Source organism: Phytohabitans sp. LZ39 (assembly GCF_059359075.1).
The window spans coordinates 610,363-630,761 of sequence record NZ_JCADBM010000002.1; the positions used below are offsets into that span (position 1 = coordinate 610,363).

At 70.8% G+C, this 20,399-nt stretch carries 16 protein-coding genes; 9 read left to right on the forward strand and 7 right to left on the reverse strand.

What is annotated here, in order from left to right:
• Positions 1-604 precede the first annotated feature (604 nt).
• The 6 genes from AC5L36_RS06520 to AC5L36_RS06545 form a co-directional block, all read right to left on the reverse strand.
• Positions 605-1,582: a pirin family protein gene (locus tag AC5L36_RS06520; protein ID WP_441214431.1), complete on the reverse strand. Its 978-nt coding sequence runs from the start codon at positions 1,580-1,582 to the stop codon at positions 605-607.
• Positions 1,583-1,589: 7 nt separating this feature from the next.
• Positions 1,590-1,775: a DUF6104 family protein gene (locus AC5L36_RS06525; protein ID WP_441214432.1), complete on the reverse strand. Its 186-nt coding sequence runs from the start codon at positions 1,773-1,775 to the stop codon at positions 1,590-1,592.
• Complete coding sequence (locus AC5L36_RS06530; RefSeq protein WP_441214433.1) at positions 1,762-5,436, reverse strand: multifunctional oxoglutarate decarboxylase/oxoglutarate dehydrogenase thiamine pyrophosphate-binding subunit/dihydrolipoyllysine-residue succinyltransferase subunit; 3,675 nt, start codon at positions 5,434-5,436, stop codon at positions 1,762-1,764. Before AC5L36_RS06530 ends, AC5L36_RS06525 begins: the two co-directional genes overlap by 14 nt.
• A 174-nt stretch (positions 5,437-5,610) precedes the next feature.
• Positions 5,611-6,453 carry an ABC transporter permease gene (locus AC5L36_RS06535; protein WP_441214434.1) on the reverse strand — a complete coding sequence of 281 codons (843 nt, stop codon included), beginning with the start codon at positions 6,451-6,453 and terminating at the stop codon, positions 5,611-5,613.
• Positions 6,450-7,361, reverse strand: coding sequence for an ABC transporter ATP-binding protein (locus tag AC5L36_RS06540; protein WP_441214435.1), 912 nt, complete (start codon positions 7,359-7,361; stop codon positions 6,450-6,452). The genes AC5L36_RS06535 and AC5L36_RS06540 overlap by 4 nt, the downstream gene beginning before the upstream one ends.
• A 194-nt stretch (positions 7,362-7,555) precedes the next feature.
• Positions 7,556-7,945 (reverse strand): DUF3052 domain-containing protein, encoded by a 390-nt coding sequence (locus tag AC5L36_RS06545; protein WP_441214436.1) that lies wholly within the window; start codon positions 7,943-7,945, stop codon positions 7,556-7,558.
• Between the two features lie 89 nt (positions 7,946-8,034).
• Here AC5L36_RS06545 and AC5L36_RS06550 point away from each other — a divergent pair, with 89 nt between their 5' ends.
• From AC5L36_RS06550 to AC5L36_RS06585, 8 genes are all read left to right on the forward strand, one after another.
• Positions 8,035-8,820: a GNAT family N-acetyltransferase gene (locus AC5L36_RS06550; protein ID WP_441214437.1), complete on the forward strand. Its 786-nt coding sequence runs from the start codon at positions 8,035-8,037 to the stop codon at positions 8,818-8,820.
• On the forward strand, positions 8,817-9,644 hold the full coding sequence (locus AC5L36_RS06555) for a lysophospholipid acyltransferase family protein (RefSeq protein ID WP_441214438.1): 828 nt from the start codon (positions 8,817-8,819) through the stop codon (positions 9,642-9,644). The genes AC5L36_RS06550 and AC5L36_RS06555 overlap by 4 nt, the downstream gene beginning before the upstream one ends.
• A gap of 99 nt (positions 9,645-9,743) precedes the next feature.
• A complete protein-coding gene (locus AC5L36_RS06560; protein ID WP_441214439.1) occupies positions 9,744-10,589 on the forward strand; it encodes a DUF4097 family beta strand repeat-containing protein in 846 nt (281 codons plus the stop codon).
• A complete protein-coding gene (locus tag AC5L36_RS06565; protein ID WP_441214440.1) occupies positions 10,586-11,218 on the forward strand; it encodes a PadR family transcriptional regulator in 633 nt (210 codons plus the stop codon). The genes AC5L36_RS06560 and AC5L36_RS06565 overlap by 4 nt, the downstream gene beginning before the upstream one ends.
• 69 nt (positions 11,219-11,287) lie before the next feature.
• The gene (locus tag AC5L36_RS06570) at positions 11,288-11,992 is read left to right on the forward strand and encodes a response regulator transcription factor (protein ID WP_441214441.1); all 705 of its coding nucleotides are present in this window, start codon (positions 11,288-11,290) and stop codon (positions 11,990-11,992) included.
• A 17-nt stretch (positions 11,993-12,009) separates the two neighbouring features.
• Positions 12,010-13,557, forward strand: a complete 1,548-nt coding sequence (locus AC5L36_RS06575) for a sensor histidine kinase (RefSeq protein WP_441214442.1) — start codon at positions 12,010-12,012, stop codon at positions 13,555-13,557.
• 89 nt (positions 13,558-13,646) lie between these two features.
• On the forward strand, positions 13,647-15,314 hold the full coding sequence (locus tag AC5L36_RS06580) for a S1C family serine protease (protein WP_441214443.1): 1,668 nt from the start codon (positions 13,647-13,649) through the stop codon (positions 15,312-15,314).
• A gap of 260 nt (positions 15,315-15,574) precedes the next feature.
• Complete coding sequence (locus tag AC5L36_RS06585) at positions 15,575-18,961, forward strand: cyclic nucleotide-binding protein (RefSeq protein WP_441214444.1); 3,387 nt, start codon at positions 15,575-15,577, stop codon at positions 18,959-18,961.
• A gap of 296 nt (positions 18,962-19,257) precedes the next feature.
• Here the strand turns inward: AC5L36_RS06585 and AC5L36_RS06590 are convergent, their stop codons facing one another.
• Positions 19,258-19,407 carry a hypothetical protein gene (locus tag AC5L36_RS06590; RefSeq protein ID WP_441214445.1) on the reverse strand — a complete coding sequence of 50 codons (150 nt, stop codon included), beginning with the start codon at positions 19,405-19,407 and terminating at the stop codon, positions 19,258-19,260.
• Positions 19,408-19,517: 110 nt separating this feature from the next.
• Here AC5L36_RS06590 and AC5L36_RS06595 point away from each other — a divergent pair, with 110 nt between their 5' ends.
• Positions 19,518-20,363: a hypothetical protein gene (locus tag AC5L36_RS06595; RefSeq protein WP_441214446.1), complete on the forward strand. Its 846-nt coding sequence runs from the start codon at positions 19,518-19,520 to the stop codon at positions 20,361-20,363.
• The last annotated feature ends 36 nt before the right edge of the window (positions 20,364-20,399 follow it).

Genomic DNA, 20,399 nt, shown 5'->3' on the forward strand with positions numbered 1-20,399 from the left:
GTCGTGGCATTGCGTCGAGGCGGATTTTCCCGCGTTCGCGTCAGCGGCGGGCCGTATGCTCCCGCGGGCACGGTTCCCGGCCGGCGGCTCGCCAGGGCTCGCCGACATCCCCGGCCGTCCACTGCCAGCTCCCGCGAGACAAGCCCCGGGGGTCTTTCGCGGGCAGTGGCAGACCTCAAACCCGCCACCCCTGACGCAGGGTAACCGGCCGGGGGTCGGGACTTCGAGATCTAGGAGACTTGGGGGCTGAAATGGCGCCCTAACTCTCCTAGATCTCGAATCTTTCACCGCGCACACCGTGGCAGCGGGTTACTCGCGGCGACGAAACTCCTGTTGCTCTCCCGGACTGCCGATCCGGGAACAGGCATTGTGGACAAACGTCGACCGCCGCGTGGCGTGCTCCATCACTCCGCCCCCCGGTTTCCTCCCCGCCGGTTGCACACACGGGTGAGCGTGACCAGCGGCGGACGGGTGAGGCCGCGGGAGCAGCGGTCCGGACCACGACGGACGTCGCGGTAGCTCAAATCTCTGTCTAAATAAGGGATTCAGTGGTCGAAGTCACCCCGACGCCGGGCGTAATCCACTGTGGACGAGGGCGGGCTGGCTAGTGGGTTTTGCCGTGGCGGTCGCGGGATTTCAGGCGGGTGGTGGGCATCGTGGGGGCGGGGAGGCGTTCGCCGGCGTAGCCGTGGACCTCGCCGAAGCGGGGTGACGCGGCCGACCACTCCGCGCGGGCCGCGACGATGTCCTCGTGGGTGCGGCCTACGAAGTTCCACCACATGACCAGCGGCTCTTCGAACGGTTCGCCGCCGAGCAGGAACAGGCGTGTCTCGCCGGCGGCGCCCAGCGTCAGCGTCTCGTGGCCGCTGCCGAGGTAGAGCAGCGCGCCGGGGTCGAGCGGGGTGTCGCCGACCTGGGCGGTGCCGGTGAGCGTGATCGCCGCGTACTCGAAATCGGGCCGGAGGGGGAGCGTGACCTTGGCTCCGCCGGCCAGCGCGACGTCGGCGCCGAAGAGCGGGGTGTGTACCTGGGCCGGTGAGCGCAGCTCGCCGAGCTCGCCGACCACGACGGTGATCGTGGCGCCCTCCGCGCGGAGCATGGGCATCGCCGGGTGGTGTTCGAACCGTGCCGCGCCGGCTCGGGCGTCCTCCGGCAGGGCCACCCACAGCTGTAGCCCGTGCATGCTGGGCGGGTGGCCGGGCGGCGACTCCTCGGAGTGTGCGATGCCGTGGCCGGAGGTCATCAGGTTGAGCTGGCCGGGCACGATCGTCTGGAGGCTGTCCAGGCTGTCGCGGTGGAGCACCTCGCCGTCGAGCAGCCACGTCACGGTTTGCAGGCCGGTGTGCGGGTGCGGCGGCACCTGCATGCCCGGCCCGCTGCCGATGTCTTCCGGGCCGAAGTGGTCGGCGAAGCACCAGGCGCCGACCATGCGGCGCTCGCGGTGCGGGAGCAGGCGCCGGACCACCGTGTACTTGCCGATGGGCACGTCGTGGCCGGGCAGCATCACGCTGGTCGGCGCCTCGATCACCGTCGCGGTGCCGCCGCATAGGGTCTCCTGCGGCTCGGCCTCCAGGTTGCTCATGATGGGCCTACTCGTCGTCGAGATCGTCGTCGTCCAGGCGGGCCAGCCAGGTGGCGAAGCGCTCGATCGGCGTCTCGAACTCCGGGTGGAGGTCGATGAAGTCGCGCAGCCGCTCGGCGACCCACTCCAGCGTCACGGACTCGTCGCCGCGCCGCTCGGCCAGCTCTTCGAGGCCCCGGTCAGTGAAGTACATGGAGGGCGACCTCCATCAGGGCCGCCTGCTCGCCCTCGTGCAGCCGGGCCGAGCCGACCGCCGGTGCGGCCGCCGCCGGGCGGGAGATCCGCCGCATGCGCACGCCCTCGAGGTGCTCCAGCAGGTTGAGCGCGATGAACGAGTAGGCACCCTGGTTGGCCGGCTCCTCCTGCACCCAGGCGAAGTCTTCCGCGTTCGGGAACGACGACAGGGCGGCCCTGATCTCCTCGATCGGCAGCGGGTAGAGCTGCTCCATCCGGATGATCGCGGTGTCGGTGACCTTGCGCTCGGCGCGCGCCTGGAACAGGTCGTAGTAGACCTTGCCGGTGCAGAGCAGTACCCGCTTGACCTGCTCGGCCGGTGGCGCGCCCGGGTCGCTCAGCACCGGCTGGAACGTGCCGGTGGTGAAGTCTTCGACCGAGGAGACCGCGAGGCGGTGGCGCAGCAGCGACTTTGGCGTGAAGACCACGAGCGGCTTGCGCTTGGGCGACAGGCCCTGCCGGCGCAGCAGGTGGAAGTAGTTGGCCGGGGTGGTCGGGATGGCCACCCGCATGTTGTCTTCCGCGCAGAGCTGGAGGTAGCGCTCGGGCCGGCCAGAGGTGTGGTCGGGGCCCTGGCCCTCGTGGCCGTGCGGCAGCAGCAGCGTCAGCGACGACTGCTGGCCCCACTTGACCTCGCCCGAGGAGATGAACTCGTCGACCACCGACTGCGCGCCGTTGGCGAAGTCGCCGAACTGCGCCTCCCACAGCACGAGCGCCTCGGTGTTTTCCACCGAGTAGCCGTACTCGAAGCCCATCGCGGCGAACTCGGACAGCAGCGAGTCGTGCACGAAGAACCGGGCGCGATCCTGGGCCAGCGCGGAGAGCGGCAGGTAGTCCTTGCCGGTGCGGGCGTCCACAATGGACGCGTGCCGCTGCACGAACGTGCCCCGGCGGCTGTCCTGGCCGGCGAGGCGGACGGTCACGCCGTCGTGTAGCAGCGCGCCGAACGCGATGATCTCGCCGAAGCCCCAGTCGATCGTGCCCTCGACGGACATCTTGGCCCGGCGGTCGAGCAGCTGCTGGATCCGCTTGTGCGGCGTGAAGCCCTCGGGCAGCTCGACGTGTGCGTCGCCGACCGCCTTGACCATCGCGGCGTCGACCGCCGTGTCGACCTTGGGCTCCGGCTCGGGCTGCCGGCTGCGGCTCGGGCGGGTCTCGGTCATGGCCGCGTCGCGGGTCGCCTTGAAGACCTGCTCCAGCTGGGACTGGTAGTCGCGGAGCAGCTCTTCGGCGTCGGTCACCGTGATGTCGCCGCGGCCGATCAGCTCCTCGGTGTAGAGCTTTCGCACCGAGCGCTTCTTGTCGATGATCGCGTACATGAGCGGGTTGGTCATCGAGGGGTCGTCGCCCTCGTTGTGGCCGCGCCGCCGGTAGCAGACAAGGTCGATCACGACGTCCTTGTTGAACGCCTGGCGGTACTCGAACGCGAGCCGGGCCACCCGCACGACGGCCTCGGGGTCGTCGCCGTTGACGTGGAAGATCGGCGCCTGGATCATCCGGGCCACGTCGGTGGAGTAGAGCGAGGAGCGGCTGTACTCGGGGGCGGTGGTGAAGCCGACCTGGTTGTTGACCACCACGTGCACCGAGCCACCCGTGCGGTAGCCGCGCAGCTGGGAGAGGTTGAGCGTCTCGGCCACCACACCCTGGCCGGCGAACGCGGCGTCGCCGTGCACCGCCAGCGGCAGCACGGTGTAGCCCTCCAGCTTGAGGTCGATCCGGTCCTGTTTGGCCCGGACGATGCCCTCCATCACCGGGTCGACGGCCTCGAGGTGTGACGGGTTGGCGGTCACCGAAACCGTGATCGCGTGCTCGCCGTCGGGCGTGGTGAACTTGCCGACCTGGCCCAGGTGGTACTTCACGTCGCCGGAGCCGTGCGCACTCTTGGGGTCGATGTGCCCCTCGAACTCGGAGAAGATCTTCTCGTACGGCTTGCCGACGATGTTGGCCAGCACGTTGAGCCGGCCGCGGTGGGCCATGCCGATGACGACCTCGTCGAGCTCGGCCTCGGCCGACGCTTGCAGCACCTCGTCGAGCAGCGGGATCAGCGACTCGGCGCCCTCCAGCGAGAAGCGCTTCTGCCCGACGTACTTGGTCTGGAGGAAGGTCTCGAACGCCTCGGCCGCGTTGAGGCGGTTGAGGATGTGCTTTTGTTCGTCCGCGTCCGGCTTCTCGTACTTGAGCTCGATCCGCTCCTGGATCCAGCGCCGCTCCTCCGGGTCCTGGATGTGCATGTACTCGACGCCGACGCGGCGGCAGTAGGAGTCGCGCAGCACGCCGAGGATCTCGCGCAGCTTCATCCGCTGCTTGCCGGCGAAGCCGGCGACCGGGAACGAGCGGTCGAGGTCCCACAGGGTGAGGCCGTGCTCCAGCACGTCGAGATCCGGGTGCTTGCGGATCTGGAACTCCAGCGGGTCGGTGTCGGCCATGAGGTGGCCGCGCACCCGGTACGCGTGGATCAGCTCGTGCACCCGGGCGGTCTTGTTGATCTGGCCCTCGGAGGTCGCCTGCACGTCGCGCACCCAGCGCACCGGCTCGTACGGCAGGCGGAGCGAGGTGAAGATCTCGTCGTAGAAGCCGTGCTCGCCGAGCAGCAGCTCGTGTACGAGCTTGAGGAACTCGCCGGACTGCGCGCCCTGGATGATCCGGTGGTCGTACGTGCTGGTCAGCGTGATGATCTTGCTGACCGCGAGGTCGGCGAGCGTCTCCTCGGACATGCCCGAGTACGGCGCGGGGTACTCCATCGCGCCGACGCCGATGATCGCGCCCTGCCCGGTCATCAGCCGCGGCATCGAGTGCACGGTGCCGATGCCACCCGGGTTGGTCAGCGAGATCGTGGTGCCGGAGTAGTCCTCCATGGTCAGCTCGTTGCGGCGGGCCCGCCGGACCACGTCCTCGTACGCCTGCCAGAACCCGCGGAAGTCCATCTGCTCGCAGCCCTTGATGCTCGGCACGACGAGCGTGCGCGAGCCGTCGGCTTTGGCGAGGTCGATCGCGATGCCCAGGTTGACGTGGGCCGGCTCGACGAGCGCCGGCTTGCCGCCGACCTCGGCGTACGAGTTGTTCATCTCCGGGTGCGTGCCGAGTGCCTTCACCAGCGCGTACCCGATCAGGTGGGTGAAGCTGACCTTGCCGCCGCGACCGCGCGCGAGGTGATTGTTGATCACGATGCGGTTGTCGACGAGCAGCTTGGCGGGGACGGCCCGGACGCTCGTGGCGGTGGGGACGGCGAGCGAGGCATCCATGTTTTGCACGATGCGGGCGGCGACGCCGCGCAGCGTGGTGGTCTTCGCGTCGGCGGGCACGGCGGTGGCCTGCTTGGCCGGCTGCTTCGGCGTCTCCTTGGGGGCGGCCTTCGCGGTCGTCTTCGCCGCGGTGCCCACGGCGGCCTTGGCCTCCGCGCTCGGCTTCGCGCCGTCGGCGGCGGGCTTGGCGGGGGCGGTGGACTCGGGGGCGGTCGCCTGCGCCGGGGTCTCCGGCTTGTAGTCGGCGAAGAAGTCGTGCCAGGCGGGGTCTACGCTGGCCGGATCGGCGAGGTAGCGCTGGTACATCTCCTCGACGATCCACTCGTTGGGGCCGAAGCCCGCCAGCGGGTTGTCCTGCGATGCCTGTTGGGTCGACACGGCCGGTAATCGCCTCTTTCACGCGGTGGACGCCTGGGGCGGAAGTCAGAAGACGGCATCAAGGCTACGCCGTGCGTATACCAGCTGTGTGAGTGCGGTCTGCCCGTGTCGTGATTCACAAATGCCACAAGAGGCGCGGGGCGCCCCGCCGATCACGGAGCGCCCCGATCGTAACTACGAGATGTCCCGCGTACGGGTGATGAGCGTGCCGATCGTGCCCGTGACGACGGCCCAGGCGACCAGGACGACGGCGCCGACCCAGAACTCCGGCTGGCCCGGGATGTTTCTGCCGGCGACCATCAGGCCGGACGCGATCGAGGGCAGGCCGTACTGAAGGTCGTCGAACCAGTCCCAGTCGAGCCAGTTGGCGATCAGCTGGAAGAAGATGCCGACGGCGAGCGTGCCGATCACATAGAGCACCACGGCCGTGACCGTGGCGCCGATCTGGCTGCGGATCAGCACGCCGAAGCCGACACCCAGGGTCCCCCACAGGAGGTACGCCACGAGGTTGAGCAGGATCGCCCTGGTGACCGGCCAGTCGCCGAAGTGGTTGGAGACGTGCTCGGTGCTCAGGAAGATCATCGTGGCCGGGATGTTGATCGCCGTGGTGATCAGCCAGAAGAAGGCACCGGTCAGCGCCGCGACCGCCAGCTTGGCCAGGATGACCGAGGTGCGGTGCGGTGTGGTCAGGAACGTCGTGGTCACCGTCTGGTGGTGGAACTCGTTCGTGATCAGCACGATCCCGACGAGCATGACGAAGAGCAGACCGAAGAACTGGCCCGAGGTGTACAGGTTGGCGGCCTGGTAGACCACGTCGCGGGTCGCTTCGAACTGGGCCGCCTCCTCGGCCGAGAGCCCTTCCGTCGAGGTCTCGGAGAGCGTGAAGTGCGCGCCCAGCGCGTTGAAGAAGAAGGCGAGCGCCAGCATGCCGAACGCGCCGAGGCCGAAAAGCCACCACGCGTTCGTCGTCCGGAGCTTGATGAACTCGCTCCGCACCAGGTTGAGAGCGTGGCTCATCGGATGGCCGCCTTTCCCGCGGTGAGCTCTAGGAACACGCGTTCCAGGTCGGGTCGCTCGAGGGTGAGCTCGTGCAGCTCGACGCCGGCCTTGAGGGCGGCCCGCCCCACACCCGGCGCGTCGATGCCGGCGACCAGCAGGGCGCCCTCGCCGTTCGGAGTGACGGTGGCGTTGAGCGCGGTGAGCGCGGCGGTCAGCTCCTCCGCCTGCGGCGTGCGCACACGCACCTGAGCACTGTGCGACATCGAGTCCATCACCTGGTCGACCGTGCCCTGGCGGACCAGCTTGCCGGCCGCGATGATCACCAGGTCGTCGGCGAGCAGCTGCATCTCGGAGAGCAGGTGGCTGGAGACCAGGACGGTGCGGCCGTTGGACGCGAGCGCCTTGAGCAGGTCACGCATCCACCGGATGCCCTCGGGGTCGAGCCCGTTCGCCGGCTCGTCGAGCACCAGCACCTGCGGGTCGCCGAGCAACGCCGCCGCGATGCCCAGCCGCTGGCGCATGCCGAGGGAGTAACCCTTGAACTTGCGCTTGGCGGCCGGCGTGAGGCCGACCATGGCCAGCGCCTCGTCCGCCCGCTTGCGGGGGAGTCCGGCGGCGGCGCAGATCATCCGTAGGTGGTTTATGCCTGTGCGTCCTTTGTGCGCGCTGGACGCCTCCAGCACCGCGCCCACGGTGCGGAGCGGGTCCTTCAAGTCGGCGTACCGCTGACCGCCGATCGTGGCCGTGCCGGCGGTGGGCGTGACAAGGTTGAGCAGCATGCGCAGCGTCGTCGTCTTGCCCGCGCCGTTGGGGCCGAGGAAGCCCGTCACCCGGCCGGGCTGGACGGTAAACGACAAGTTGTCGACCGCTCTGACGTTTTTGTAATGTTTCGTCAGCCCGGACACGACAATCTGTCCGTTAGACATCTCTCTCCTCCCGTGGACACGGCACGAAGCCCGCGCCGCGCGCACACAGGGTGACGGGTGTGAAGAGGATTTTCAATCCCGCCGCGTCGTCTGGAGATCCGTCCACGTCGTGTTCACCTGTCGCGACGCCTTCTTGAAGGGATTTGGAGGATTTTCCGCGGACGCGGGTAAATCTGCCTAAAAGAACCTCGAGGCTAGCGGTCAGCGGTGCGGATGACGTGCTTCAGCCCGGACCAGGTGTCGTCGATCGCGCACACCTTGACGTCGACCCGCCCGTTGCTCAGCGCGTAGTCGCGGATCGCGTTTTCGCCCAGGTCGGTGGGCACGCCCGAGGAGCGCTTGGGCCAGGCGATCCAGAGCGCGCCGGCCGGCGTCGTGAGCGGGTGCAGCACCGGCCAGCGGGCGGCCAGGCGCGCGTGGTCGAGGCAGAAACAGAGGATCACGTCGTACGGCCCGGCGCCGGGCTTTTCGTCGGGGTCGACCCCCTCGATCACGAACCCGTCTGGCGCGCCGTCGAACAGCACCCGCGAGTCGGCGTTGATCCCCAGCTTGCGGGCCAGTGGGGTCGCTGAGTAGCCGGCCACACGCACACGGTCTCACATTCCAGATAAGCGCCACGCGCGAGACACACTCGGGATACTCGCTGATCACCGTGGATGCCTACACAGAAAGCATGGCTGTACTCCTCACCAGCGCCGCATCCGCGGGGTCCACCGGCACCAGCGGATACTCGCTGCTGATCGCCGATGACGGAGCGGAGGTCGCCGCCGCACAGCGGCTGCGCTACGACGTCTTCGCCGCGGAACTGGGCGCCAACCTGCCCACCGCTGACTCAGGGCTCGACGCCGACGAGTTCGACGAGTTCTGTGACCACCTCATCGTGCGCGAGGACTCGACCGGCGCGGTGGTCGGCACGTACCGGATGCTCCCGCCCCAGGCCGCCGCCCGCGCCGGCCGCCGGTACTCCGACACCGAGTTCGAGATGAGCGCGCTCAGCCCGCTGCGCGACCACCTTGTGGAGACCGGGCGCTCGTGCGTGCACCCGGACCACCGCAGCGGCGCCGTGATCAACCTGATGTGGGCCGGCATCGCCCGGTACCTGCACCTCAAGAACCTGCGCTGGCTGGGCGGCTGCGCCTCGGTGCCGCTCGCGGAAGGGCCGCAGACAGTCGCCGGCGTATGGGACCTGGCCCGCGCCAAGCACATGTCGCCGCCCGCGCTGCGGGTCCGGCCGCGCCGCCCGTGGCTGGCCGAGCCGGGTGCCGCCGAGGCGGTCGCCGCACACACCGGTCGGGCCGCCGTCCCGCCCCTGCTCCGCGGCTACCTGCGGCTGGGCGCGTGGATCTGCGGCGAGCCGGCGTACGACCCGGACTTCGCGGTCGCCGACCTGTACGTGCTGCTCTCGCTCGACCGGGTCGACCCCCGCTACCTGAAGCATTTCCTTGGGGACAGCGCATGACCACCATGAGCACGCTTTGGCAGCCGCGATCGGACTGCGGGCCGGAGTGCCTGCCCGGCCCGGAGGCGAGCGCGCGCGTCTCGCGCGTGCGACAGGTGGCCCGCTTCTTCGCGCTCATCGGGGCACTGGTCGGCGGGGTGGCCTTGCTGCCGGTACTCCCTCTGATGAATTCGCGTGGACGCCGCGCCGCCGGACGGGCCTGGGCCCGGTCGATCCTGGCGGCCCTGGAGGTCCGGCTGGTCACCAAGGGCCGGCTGCCCGCGGAGAAGGCGCTGCTGGTGGCCAACCACATCTCGTGGCTGGACATCATCGCGGTGCTCGCGGTGGCGCCGGCCCAGATGCTGGCCAAGCACGACGTGCGGGCCTGGCCGGTGATCGGCCGGCTGGCCGCGTCGGCCGGCACGATCTTCGTGGACCGCACGCGGCCGCGGGCCCTGCCTGGCACGGTGGCCGAGGTGACCGCGGCGCTGCGCGGTGGCGGGGTGGTCGCGGTCTTTCCGGAGGGTACGACCTGGTGCGGCGCGATGGCCGGGCACTTCCGGCCGGCGATGTTCCAGGCGGCGCTCGACGCCGGCGCCCAGGTGGTGCCGGTGGCGATCAACTACGGCGAGCGGCCTACCACGGTCGCCTTCCTCGGTGAGGACAGCCTCTGGGTGTCGCTGCGCCGGGTGCTGGCCGTGCGGCGGCTTGTCGTGTCGGTGACCGCGACGCCCGCGCTGCACCCGGAGGCGGTGGCGACCCGGCGGCAGCTGGCCCGCGTGGCCGAGGCCGCGGTGCGCACCGAGGGCCCGGTCTACCAGGGTGCGATGGGCCTGGCGGCATAGCTTCCCTGATCAGGGCGCCTCTTCCGGTGGAAGGGGCGCCCTGCTTGTGTCGCGACAGGGCTCTGGCATATCGCGATGTATCGCGTTAGGCTCGGCGCCATGCCCACCTGGACTGTCGAAGCTCCGCAGCGGCTCACCTTCGACGAGCCGGTCTCGCGCCTCGACGTACATCTTGTATCCGGCCGGCTCAACGTGGTCGGCACCGACGGTCCCGCGCGTGTGGAGATCGCCGACGCGGGCCGCAAGCCGATCATCGTGGAGGAGGTTGGCGGCCGGCTCTCGGTGCGGCACGAGCGGATGTTCAAGTGGCCCGGCTTCCTCCGCTGGCTGTTCTACTTCCGCCGGGAGCACCGGGTCGACGTCTCGGTCGCCGTCCCGGTCGACGTCCGCGCCGCCCTCCACCTCGTCGACGGCACGGTGATCGCCTCGGGCCTGCGCCGGGAAACGCACGTCGACGTGACCTCGGGCCGCATCACGCTGATGGGCCTCGGCGGTCGCACCGTCGCCAAGCTCGTCTCGGGGCCGGTCGAGGCGCTCGGCGTCGCCGACGACCTGACCATGGAGACGGTCTCCGGCGAGCTGATCCTGGCCGACAGCCCGGCCGAGCGCGTGCACGCCCGCACCGTCTCCGGCTCGATCACGTGCGACCTCGACAACCCGCGGCGCAGCGAGATCCGGCTCGGCAGCACGTCGGGCAGCGTGACCGTGCGGGTGCGGGAAGACAGCGATCTCGCCGTCCACCTGCACACCACATCCGGGCGGATCACCAGCGCCTTTCCCGAGCTGCGCTCCGGCGAGGGCGCGCCGTGGTCAAAGGACGCGGAGGGTGTACTCGGCGCGGGCGAGGGCAAGCTGTGGGCGAGCACCACGTCCGGCAGCATCGCGCTGCTCTCCAGACCCGCGCCCGACCTGGACGACGCCGAGCCCGAGGACGCCGCGACATGACCGCCGTATTCAGCCACGGGCGGCTGCGGCTCTATCTGCTCAAACTGCTCGACGAGGGCCCCAAGCACGGATACGAGCTGATCCGGCTGCTGGAAAACCGCTTCCTGGGCTTGTACGCGCCGAGTGCCGGCACGATCTACCCCCGGCTCCAGCGGATGGAGGCGGAAGGGCTCGTGTCGCACACCGCGTCGGGTGGCCGGAAGGTGTACGAGATCACCGACGCCGGCCGCGCCGAGCTGCGCCAGCGGGCGGGCGAGCTGGCCGCGCTGGAGTCGGACATCCGCGCCTCGGTGGAAGACCTCGCGACGCTCGCCAACGAGATCCAGGACGAGGTGCGCGGTTCCGTGCGCGACTTGAAGCGGGAGCTCAACCAGGCGACCCGGGAGACCCGGCGGGGCGGCGGGCGGGAGTACCACTGGGAGTTTCAGTGGGGCGGCGCCAACTCGTCCGCCCGTGGCGGCGCGGCCTCGGGTGAAGCGCTCGACGAGCTGGAGCGGCGCATCGAGGCGTTCGCGGCGGAGGTGCGGCAGCTGGTGCGCAACGCGCGGCTCACCGAGGGCCAGGCGCGGACGGCCGCGCGGGTGCTCGACGCCTCGCTGGTCACGCTCCGCCGTCTATTCCGGAGCTGACGGTTACTCTCAGGTTCTTCTCAGCCACTCCCCAGTCACGGCCCAGCGCCACGGGGAATGATGTCTGCTATGGCCGCACCGCAGACTGAGGCGAGACTGCTCGTCGTCGAGGACGATCCAAACATCCTCGAGCTGCTCTCCGCCAGCCTGCGCTTCGCCGGTTTCGACGTCTCGACCGCGACAAGTGGCAGCGCGGCGGTCAACGCCGCGAAGGATCGGCGTCCCGACCTGGTCGTGCTCGACGTCATGCTTCCCGACCTCGACGGGTTCGAGGTCATCCGGCTGATGCGCGAGAGTGGCACGCGTACTCCGGTGGTGTTCCTCACCGCCCGTGACGCCACCGACGACAAGATCCGCGGGCTCACGCTCGGCGGCGACGACTACGTCACCAAGCCGTTCAGCCTCGAGGAGCTGACCGCCCGCATCCGGGCCGTGCTCCGCCGCACCACCGCCGGCGAGCAGTCGCCCTCCCGCCTCACCTTCGCCGACCTCGAGCTCGACGAGGAGACGCACGAGGTCTACCGTGCCGGCCAGCGCATCCAGCTCTCGCCGACCGAGTTCAAGCTGCTGCGCTACCTGATGCTCAATGCCAACCGCGTGCTTTCCAAGGCGCAGATCCTCGACCACGTGTGGAATTACGACTTCCGCGGCGATGACAACATCGTGGAGTCATACATTTCTTACCTGCGGCGCAAGGTCGACACGACCCAGCCGCGTCTGATCCACACCCTGCGTGGCGTGGGGTACGTCTTGCGAAAGCCGGCGGCGACCTGACCGGTCGGTGGGCGGCCATGATGAAGTTCGTCCGGCGCGTCCCGCTCCGCGTCAAGCTTGTGACCTCCGTCCTCGTCCTGGTCGGCGCGGCGCTCCTCGTGATCAGCATTGGCAGCGCGTTCGCCCTGCGCAGCTACCTGATCGACAAGGTCGACAGCGAGCTGACCTCACTCACCGAGGCCGCCAAGGCGTCGCTGATGAGCGGGGAGAAGGTGTACGTCGGCATCTCCGCCGATGTCCTCGTGGTGACCGCCACGCCCGACGGCGTCGAGTGGCCGCCGGTCAACTCCCGCCTCATCAAGACCAACCAGCTGCCCAAGCTGCCGACCGACTACGCCGGCTTCCGTGAGCACCTCGGCGAGCCGTACACGGTGAAGGCCAGCGACCAGCGGGTGCGGTGGCGGGTGCAGCTCACCCAGCTCCCCAACGGCTGGGTGATGGCCGTGGCGCAGAGCCTCGTCGACGTCGACGAGGCCGTCACCCGGCTGATCTGGGTCGACGCGCTGGTCGGCGGCGCGGTGCTGATCCTGCTGGCCACCGTCGGCGCGGCGATCGTCCGCAGCAGCCTCGGGCCACTCAACGAGATCGAGCGCACCGCCGCGGCGATCGCCGGCGGTGATCTCACCCGCCGCGTGCCCGACCCCGAGCCGGGGGAGGAGGAGCCGCAGACCGAGCTCGGCCGCCTCTCCCGCGCGCTCAACGCGATGCTGGCGCAGATCGAGACCGCGTTCACCGCCCGCGCCGACTCGGAGTCGGCCGCGCGAGCGGCGGAGTCGGCCGCCCGCGACGCGGCGTTCGCGGCCCAGGCGTCCGAGGCGCGGGCCCGCCGCTCCGAGGAGCGGATGCGGCAGTTCGTCGCGGACGCCTCGCACGAGCTGCGTACCCCGCTGACCACGATCCGCGGCTTCGCCGAGCTCTACCGACAGGGTGCCGCGAGCTCGCCGGAAGACGTCGCGCGGCTGGTCCGCCGGATCGAAGACGAGGCGTCCCGGATGGGCCTGCTCGTCCAGGACCTGCTGCTGCTCGCCCGGCTCGACCGCGAGCGCCCGGTGGAGCTGGCCCCGGTGGAGCTGCCCGTGCTGGCCGCCGACGCCGTGCAGGCCGCCCGCGCCATGGCGCCCGACCGGGAGATCCACCTGGAGGTCACCTCCGGCCCTGGGCAGCTCGTCGTGCTCGGCGACGACGCGCGGCTCCGCCAGGTGATCGGCAACCTCATGACCAACGCGCTCACCCACACCCCCACCGACGCCTCGGTCACCCTGCGCCTGCACCCCGAGCCGACCGAGGGCGGGCCGGGCGAGGCCGTGGTCGAGGTCGTGGACACCGGTCCCGGCCTCTCGGCCGAGCAGTCCGAGCGGGTGTTCGAGCGCTTCTACCGGGCGGACGCCGCGCGCACCCGGCGGGCCGACGGCGCCACCGGCAGCGGGCTGGGCCTCGCGATCGTGGCCGCGCTTGTCGCCGCGCACAACGGCACGGTCGAGGTCGACTCCGCGCCGGGTAAGGGCGCCACCTTCCGGGTACGACTCCCGTTGGCGCCGGAAGAGGTCGAAGCGCTCGCGACGTAGCGCGGTGACCGCTCGACCGTTCGTGATTCACAGGGAATCTTCAGTGCCGTTTCAGGAGCGTTGAAGAGGGAGCGGGGAAGGTAAATGTCATGAGCGAGCACGAGACCAACCCGCAGCGGCAGCCGGTCAGCCCCGACGCCGAGCCGTCGCACCCGACCACAGAGTTCCCCGCTGCCGCATGGGAGCGGTCCGACTCCTCGGACCAGACCCAGCAGGTGCCGGTCGTCTCCGAGCAGCCCGCGCCGGCGCCGGTCGTCTCGGAGCAGCCCGCGCCGGCGCCGGTTGTCTTCGAGCAGCCCGCGCCGGCGCCGGTTGTCTTCGAGCAGCCCGCGCCGGCGCCGGACACGACCGCCGCGATCCCGGCCGCCGGCCCGGTGCCTCCGGCGCCCGCCGGGGCGCCGCCCGGGTCGTATGGCCCGCCGCCCAGCCCGTGGCAGCACCCCGACCGCGCACACCAGCCGACCTGGCCGGGAAACGCGGGCTACGCCGGCGGTGCCGCGCCACCCGCCGCTCCCGCCCCGGTGGGAGCGGGCCCTGTGCCGCTCGGCCCGCCCTCCCCTGGGCCCGCGGCGCACGGCCCGGTCCCGCCGGGTGCGGTGCCCCCGCCGGCGAGCGGCCCGCCGATCTACGGCCCGCTCCCGCCCGGTGAGGTGCCGGTGTGGGCGCAGCAGCCCGGTGTCCCGCCACAGCGCCAGCGCTCCGGCCGCTTCGGGCGCTACGCGATGCTCGGCGTCGCCGCGGTCGTGCTGATGGCCGGCTCCGGCGTGGCCGGGGGCGCCATCGCGACCGCCCTCGACGACTCGGGCACGACGGTCAACCGCACCTACTCCGCCGCTCCGGTGATCAACGCCGCCGACCTGCCGCGGATCGCCGCCCAGGTGGAAAACAGCGTCGTCTCGATCACCACCGGCAGCGGCGAGGGCTCGGGCGTGGTGCTCACCGCCGACGGCTTCGTGCTGACCAACAACCACGTGGTGGAGGGCGCGCGGGGCGACACGGTCAGCGTGGTCTTCGCCGACGGCAAGACCGCCAGCGCGAAGATCATCGGCACCGACCCGCGCACCGACCTGGCCGTGGTCAAGGCCGACGGCGTATCCGGCCTGGCGGCGGCGAAGTTCGGCGACAGCGACGCGACGCAGGTGGGTGACACGGTGCTCGCCATCGGCAGCCCGCTCGGCCTCCAGGGCTCGGTGACCTCGGGCATCATCAGCGCCAAGGACCGCACGATCCAGGCCGGCGGTAACCAGCAGCAGGACCCGTTCTCCCAGCAGCAGGCGCCGGCCAGCTCGATCTCCGGCCTTCTACAGACCGACGCGCCGATCAACCCGGGCAACTCGGGTGGCGCGCTGGTCAACACCAACGGCGAGGTGATCGGCATCAACACCGCCATCGCCACCTCCGGCCAGAGCTCGGGCAACATCGGCGTCGGCTTCGCCATCCCCAGCAACAAGGCCAAGGAGGTCGCCGACGCCCTCCGCAACGGTGAGAAGGTCAGCCACCCGTCACTCGGCGTGTCGGTCAACGACGCTGACGGTGGCGGCGCGCTCATCGGCGCGGTCACGGCCAACAGCCCCGCCGCAAAGGCCGGCCTCCAGCAGGGCGACGTGGTGAAGAAGTTCGGCGACAAGACGATCAGCGACTCCGACGACCTGGTGGCCGCGGTGCAGTCCGGCAAGGTCGGCGACACGGTGCAGATCACGTACAGCCGAAATGGTCAGGAGCAGACGGCAACCGCGACGCTCGCTGAAGCGTCCTAACAAGCAGAACCGGCGCACTACGGGCGGACCGGTGTCGTAACAACGGCACACCGCCTCCTCCCCAAAGGGCGGCGGGCGACGTGGACCTCGGGGGTTGGACACGTTGCCCGCCGCTCGCTGCTGTGTCGTCACTCTCCGTTGAATTAGCTGTACGGGTGTTGTCAGGTAGCGGACTGGCTCTCCCGTCGGTCGATGTCTGAGCCCTACTCTGCATCCCGCAACCTGGGGGAGGGGTAGCGGTGACGGTCGTTGAGACCCGTGTGAGTGTTTGGGAGGCGCTCGCGGGCCGTGCGCCGGGGCGGCCGGTGGGTCCGGCTGATCCGGGGCTGTGGGCCGCGGTGGTCGAGCGGCTCAATCCCGCGCGGGCTAGGCCGGTGCTACGGCTCGGCATAGAGGCCGTCGAGCTGGTCAACGTCCGTGACGTGCCGTACGTGATGCTCCGTTCGCCGGACGACCGCGGCGGGGCCTGCTACCTGCGGCTGTCCCCGGAGGAGTGGCAGCTCGCCCAGCTGATGGACGGCACCCGGACGGTGGCCCGGCTGGTCGCCGACTTCGCCCGGATCAGCGGCCGCCTGGCGCCCGACCAGGTGACCCGTGTGGTCGCCGACCTGGCCGGCAACAGGATGCTCGCCGAGCTGCCGGTCGACGCGTTCCGCCCGCTCGACGCGGTCGCCCACCGCCCGTTGCCGGTGCGCCTCGGGCGCGGGCTGCTGGCGGTCGTGCGTGGCCGGCGGATGGTGCTGGCCGACATCGACCCGCTGGTCACGTTCCTGTACCGGGCCGGCGGCAAGGTGTTGTTCACCCGGGCGGCGGGGTTCGTGCTGGCGGCGGTGGCCGCGCTCGGGTTGGTGCTGTTCGGCTGGACCTGGTTTCGCGGTGAGCAGGCCGTCTTCCTGACCGGTGGGTCGTACGCGGCGGGCGCGGCGGTGCTGCTCGCGCTGAACGTGCTCGCGCTCGCCTGCCACGAGCTGGGCCACGCGCTGGCCACCAAACACGCCGGACGGCGGGTGCCCGCGGCCGGGTTTTTGGTCTATTTCGGCATCCCGTCGATTTTCGTGGACACCACCGACGTGTGGATGGCGGGCCGGCGCGCCCGGATGCTGACCACCGCGTCCGGGCCCGCGGCTGGTCTGATCCTGGCCGGTCTCGCCCAGATCGTCGGGATCCTGGTGCCGGAGGCGGCGCCGTGGGCGTTCAAGCTGGCCTTCGCCTGGTACCTGAACGCGTTGTTCAACCTCAACCCGTTCCTGGCGCTGGATGGCTACTACTTCCTGATGGATTGGCTGGAGATCGCCAACCTGCGCGCTCGTGGCCTGGCCTATGTGGTGGCCCGCCTCCGCCGCCGCCCGCCGAGGTGGGCCCAGCTCGACCGGGAGGGGCGGATCATCGCCCTGTACGGCACCCTGGCCGTGCTCTGGCTGGTCATCGCCATCAACTTGGGGTGGCGGATCTGGACCGACCGGGTCGAGGGCCTGATTACCGGGTTGTGGCGCTCCGGCTGGCCGGCCCGCCTGCTGCTGTTCGCGGTCGTGGTCGGCCTGGCCGCTCCGCTGGTCTACCTGCTCACCGGCTGGCTCGCCCGGACCTGGCGGCGGGCCCGGCGGCGGGCCGCCGAACGCCGGATCGCCACGGATCTGCCCCGCCGGGTCGACGCGCTGCGCGCCTCGTCGCTGGGGCGGCTGCCGCTCGACCGGCTTACCCACCTGGCCACCCACGCCACCTGGGTACACCCGAGCACGGGCTCGCAGCTCGTCTTCGCCGGCGCCGCCCAGCCCGCCGTGTTCGTGGTGGTCGAGGGCGCGATGGAGGGGCGGCGGCCGGGCGACCCGGCTGGCACGGTGCGTGAGCGGCTCGGGCCGGGTGGTGTGATCGGGTTGGCGGCCGCGGTGACCGGTACCCCGGCGACGCTGGCCTGGCACACCGCCGGGACCACGTTGTTGGCGGTGCCGCCCGCGCTCGTGGCCACCGCGGTTGGCCGGCTGCCCGGCCCACCCCCAGCCGATCGGGCCGAGGCCGAGGCCTTGTTCGCCGACACGCCGGCCCTGGACGGGTTGCCCGCCGAGGACAAGATCGGGCTGATCGCGCAGGCCCGCCCCACCGCGCTGGAACCCGGCGCGCCGGTCATCCTGCCCGCCGCGCACGCGGCGCTGGTCATCGCCACCGGCGTGGTCGTGCTGCCGGACGGCACCGAGCTGCGCCGCGGCACCATGATCGGGCCGATGGGCCACCAGATGGACGAGCCCGTCGCGTACGCCCGCACGCACGTGCGGCTGTGGACCATCCCGGCCGTGTCCGGGCTGCCGCTGCTGCTGGGCGCCTCACCGGCCGGCGCCGCGGCCGAGGCCGGCCCGATCTCGCGCGGCCATTCCGCGCCGGCCGCTGGCGTACACCCGGCCGCCGACTACCCGCCGCTCGCGTCGCCGCCGGGCCCGCCACCGCCGGCCGACGAGGAAGTCGACCGGCGGTTCGAACGCCGCCTGTGGTGGCTGGTGCTGCTGTTCCTGCTGCTGGCGATCGGCAGCGGCGTCGCCAACCTCATCCCCGGCCCGGCGTGGGCCGAGATGCCCGGCGACAAGGCACTGCTCAGCGCCGAACGCGGCCGGATCGTCGCCACCCTCGACGGACGCACCGTCACCCTCAAGACCGGCGACAAGCTGTACGTGGCCGAGGGCAGCGACATCCGCGTCCACACCAAATCCACCGGCCGGCTCACCTTCCGCGGCGGCGCCGCGCTCGTGCTCTGCGCCGACACCCGCACCGACGTCGGCGCGCTGTGGAGCGCCGGCCGCCGCCAGGTCGAGCCGCACGGCGTGCTCACCCTCGACAGTGGACGCGTGCTGGCCGACACGGCGTCGACAAGCGGGGCGTTCACGGCGCTCGCGCTGGAGGTCGGCACCGGCACCAGCCAGGTCGTCAACGACGGGCCGGCGTGGTATTCGGTGACCTCCGGCAACGCGGTCGTCTCCGACGGCAAGGTGGACGTCGACGGCAACCGCCAACCCATAACCAACCGTCCACTCACCTGCGGCGACGGCGTGGTCGTGCGGCCGCCGGCCGGCACGCCCTCGGACAGCCCGGAGCCGTCGGATTCGCTCGTGCCGGAGGAGACGCCGACACCAACTCCGTCGCCGACCGTGAGCCCGACCGAGGCCGACGACCCGGCGAACCCCGATGACCCCGACGCCGACCCGACGACGCCCGGCGTGCCGGCGACGACCCCAGGCCGCACCACACCCGGCGTCTCCCCGACAACGCCAGGCCGCACGACACCACCCCCGACCTCCACGGCACCGACGGAGACTCCGACGCCGGAAGATACTCAGCCACCTGTAGTGGAGTTCGGCGCCGACCGTGAGGTGGTCTTCTGCGGCAACGGGGACCGCGTGGCGATCAACGGCACTGTGACAGATAGCGACACGCCTGCGGGCGAGGTCAGCGTGTCAGCTTCGTGGAGCACCAGCGGGGGGGCTGGTGGGACCATCGACCTAGCTCGAAAGGGCGTGACGATCTCAGGCAACTTCAGCGTCCCGCCAGGGTCGGGCAACCGTGAAGACAGCCTGACAATCACCGTCGTGGCTTCCGATCCTGGGCGAAATCGCGATTCCCAATCCGTCACACTTCCCTGCGACGAGATCATCATCGGCTGAGGAGACATGGGTGCTTTGTTGGTTTTGCGCTAAGGCGGCACGTGGGGGATGCCGGTTCTGCGGGCGCGGCATCTGCGAGGATCACGCGCGCTTCGGGCCGTTCCTCCTGGAGGTGCATCGCTCGGAGGCTCGCCGCCGCGCCGAGGGACTGGTGGTCGAGGACGCTCTCCAGTGCGGCACCTGCCGGCCGCGCCCCCAGCCTGTACCCATGCCAGAGCTCGACTGAGTCGCGCCGCGCTGGTACGCCGACGTTGTCCGGCCCCGGGGTGATCCCCGGGGCCGGACCATCAGATGGTTCACCGCACCGCCATGAGAGCGCATGCGGCGGAGCCGACGCGCAGCCACGCGGTGATCTTCTCGTCGAACCAGCCGAGCAGCTGGTTCACCATGGCGGCCAGCGCCAGGATGGCACCGGCGGAACGCCAGAACTTTCCGTTCTCGGACATGACTACCTCCTTGATGGGATGGGGAAGGTGTACTACCCATAGGTATTTTCGCCGCCGCGGCCAGCGTCACCTAGGACCTCAGGGGCCGAATCTGGTGTAATCTCCAAAGCGTGCCCATCACCGAGCCGGGCAGCATTGACGATCTGGTCGCCGACGCGGCGTCCGCTGGCTACGTGGTGACCAAGCGGATGGTGCGCGACTGGTCCGAGGTCGGCCTTCTGGCCTACCCCACGAAGCGGTCCGCGGGAAAGGGACACGGCTCCCGGCCGGCTCTCTATCCGGCCAACCAGCGTGAGCTCTTCCTGACCCTGCTCGCCAAACGGGCCGAAGCCAGCCGCACCGGTGGCGTCCGGAGCCTGGCCAGGGTGCCGGTCTGGCTCTGGCTCTACTGGGGCGACGAGTACGTGGCGCTGCCGCAAGCGCGCCGCGCGTTTATGACCTGGCTCGGTGATCCCCGCGCCACCAAGGAGCGTGCGAGGGCGACCGCCCGCGAGATGCTCCGCCAACTCGACCATCCCAACGCCACCCGGCAGGCGCGGCGGGAGCTGCTGGCGGTGCTCACGGACATCGGATACACCGGGCGGCTCGACGAGGAGCGCCTCGAGCGGGCGGTCAGAGACGTCTTCGAGCCGGGCCACCAGGGGATCCGTCGTGCGGTTGGCCACCCGGAGGCGCCGATCACGACCGACGCCATGCTGAGGCTGGCCCAGGCGCGCATGACCGCGGTGCGGTGGCTCAGCGAGGGCAAGGTGAGTGACGAGGCGTTCCTCCAGGCGCGTCTGGCGCACCGGGTCCACTTCGCCGACTATGCCGCCAGTCAGCCCCGCTACGCCGCGACCGCCCCGGAGCATCTGCGCGACCTCTACGAGCCCGTGACGGAGCAAAACACCTTCAACGACTGCTGCCTCCACCTGCTCACGGTGATCGGGCTGGAGATACTCTTCCCGGTCCGGTGAGACGTGGCTGACCTGAGGATGTGTCCCGTTGCCGTT

Excerpts from the sequence above, each read along its gene's own strand:
- AC5L36_RS06525 (WP_441214432.1), bottom strand. The coding sequence starts at position 1,775 with ATGTACTTCACTGACCGGGGCCTCGAAGAGCTGGCCGAGCGGCGCGGC.
- AC5L36_RS06565 (WP_441214440.1), top strand. The coding sequence starts at position 10,586 with ATGACCGCCGTATTCAGCCACGGGCGGCTGCGGCTCTATCTGCTCAAA.
- AC5L36_RS06570 (WP_441214441.1), top strand. The coding sequence starts at position 11,288 with ATGGCCGCACCGCAGACTGAGGCGAGACTGCTCGTCGTCGAGGACGAT.
- AC5L36_RS06575 (WP_441214442.1), top strand. The coding sequence starts at position 12,010 with ATGATGAAGTTCGTCCGGCGCGTCCCGCTCCGCGTCAAGCTTGTGACC.
- AC5L36_RS06520 (WP_441214431.1), bottom strand. The coding sequence starts at position 1,582 with ATGAGCAACCTGGAGGCCGAGCCGCAGGAGACCCTATGCGGCGGCACC.
- AC5L36_RS06555 (WP_441214438.1), top strand. The coding sequence starts at position 8,817 with ATGACCACCATGAGCACGCTTTGGCAGCCGCGATCGGACTGCGGGCCG.
- AC5L36_RS06540 (WP_441214435.1), bottom strand. The coding sequence starts at position 7,361 with ATGTCTAACGGACAGATTGTCGTGTCCGGGCTGACGAAACATTACAAA.
- AC5L36_RS06560 (WP_441214439.1), top strand. The coding sequence starts at position 9,744 with ATGCCCACCTGGACTGTCGAAGCTCCGCAGCGGCTCACCTTCGACGAG.
- AC5L36_RS06535 (WP_441214434.1), bottom strand. The coding sequence starts at position 6,453 with ATGAGCCACGCTCTCAACCTGGTGCGGAGCGAGTTCATCAAGCTCCGG.
- AC5L36_RS06590 (WP_441214445.1), bottom strand. The coding sequence starts at position 19,407 with ATGTCCGAGAACGGAAAGTTCTGGCGTTCCGCCGGTGCCATCCTGGCG.
- AC5L36_RS06580 (WP_441214443.1), top strand. The coding sequence starts at position 13,647 with ATGAGCGAGCACGAGACCAACCCGCAGCGGCAGCCGGTCAGCCCCGAC.
- AC5L36_RS06550 (WP_441214437.1), top strand. The coding sequence starts at position 8,035 with ATGGCTGTACTCCTCACCAGCGCCGCATCCGCGGGGTCCACCGGCACC.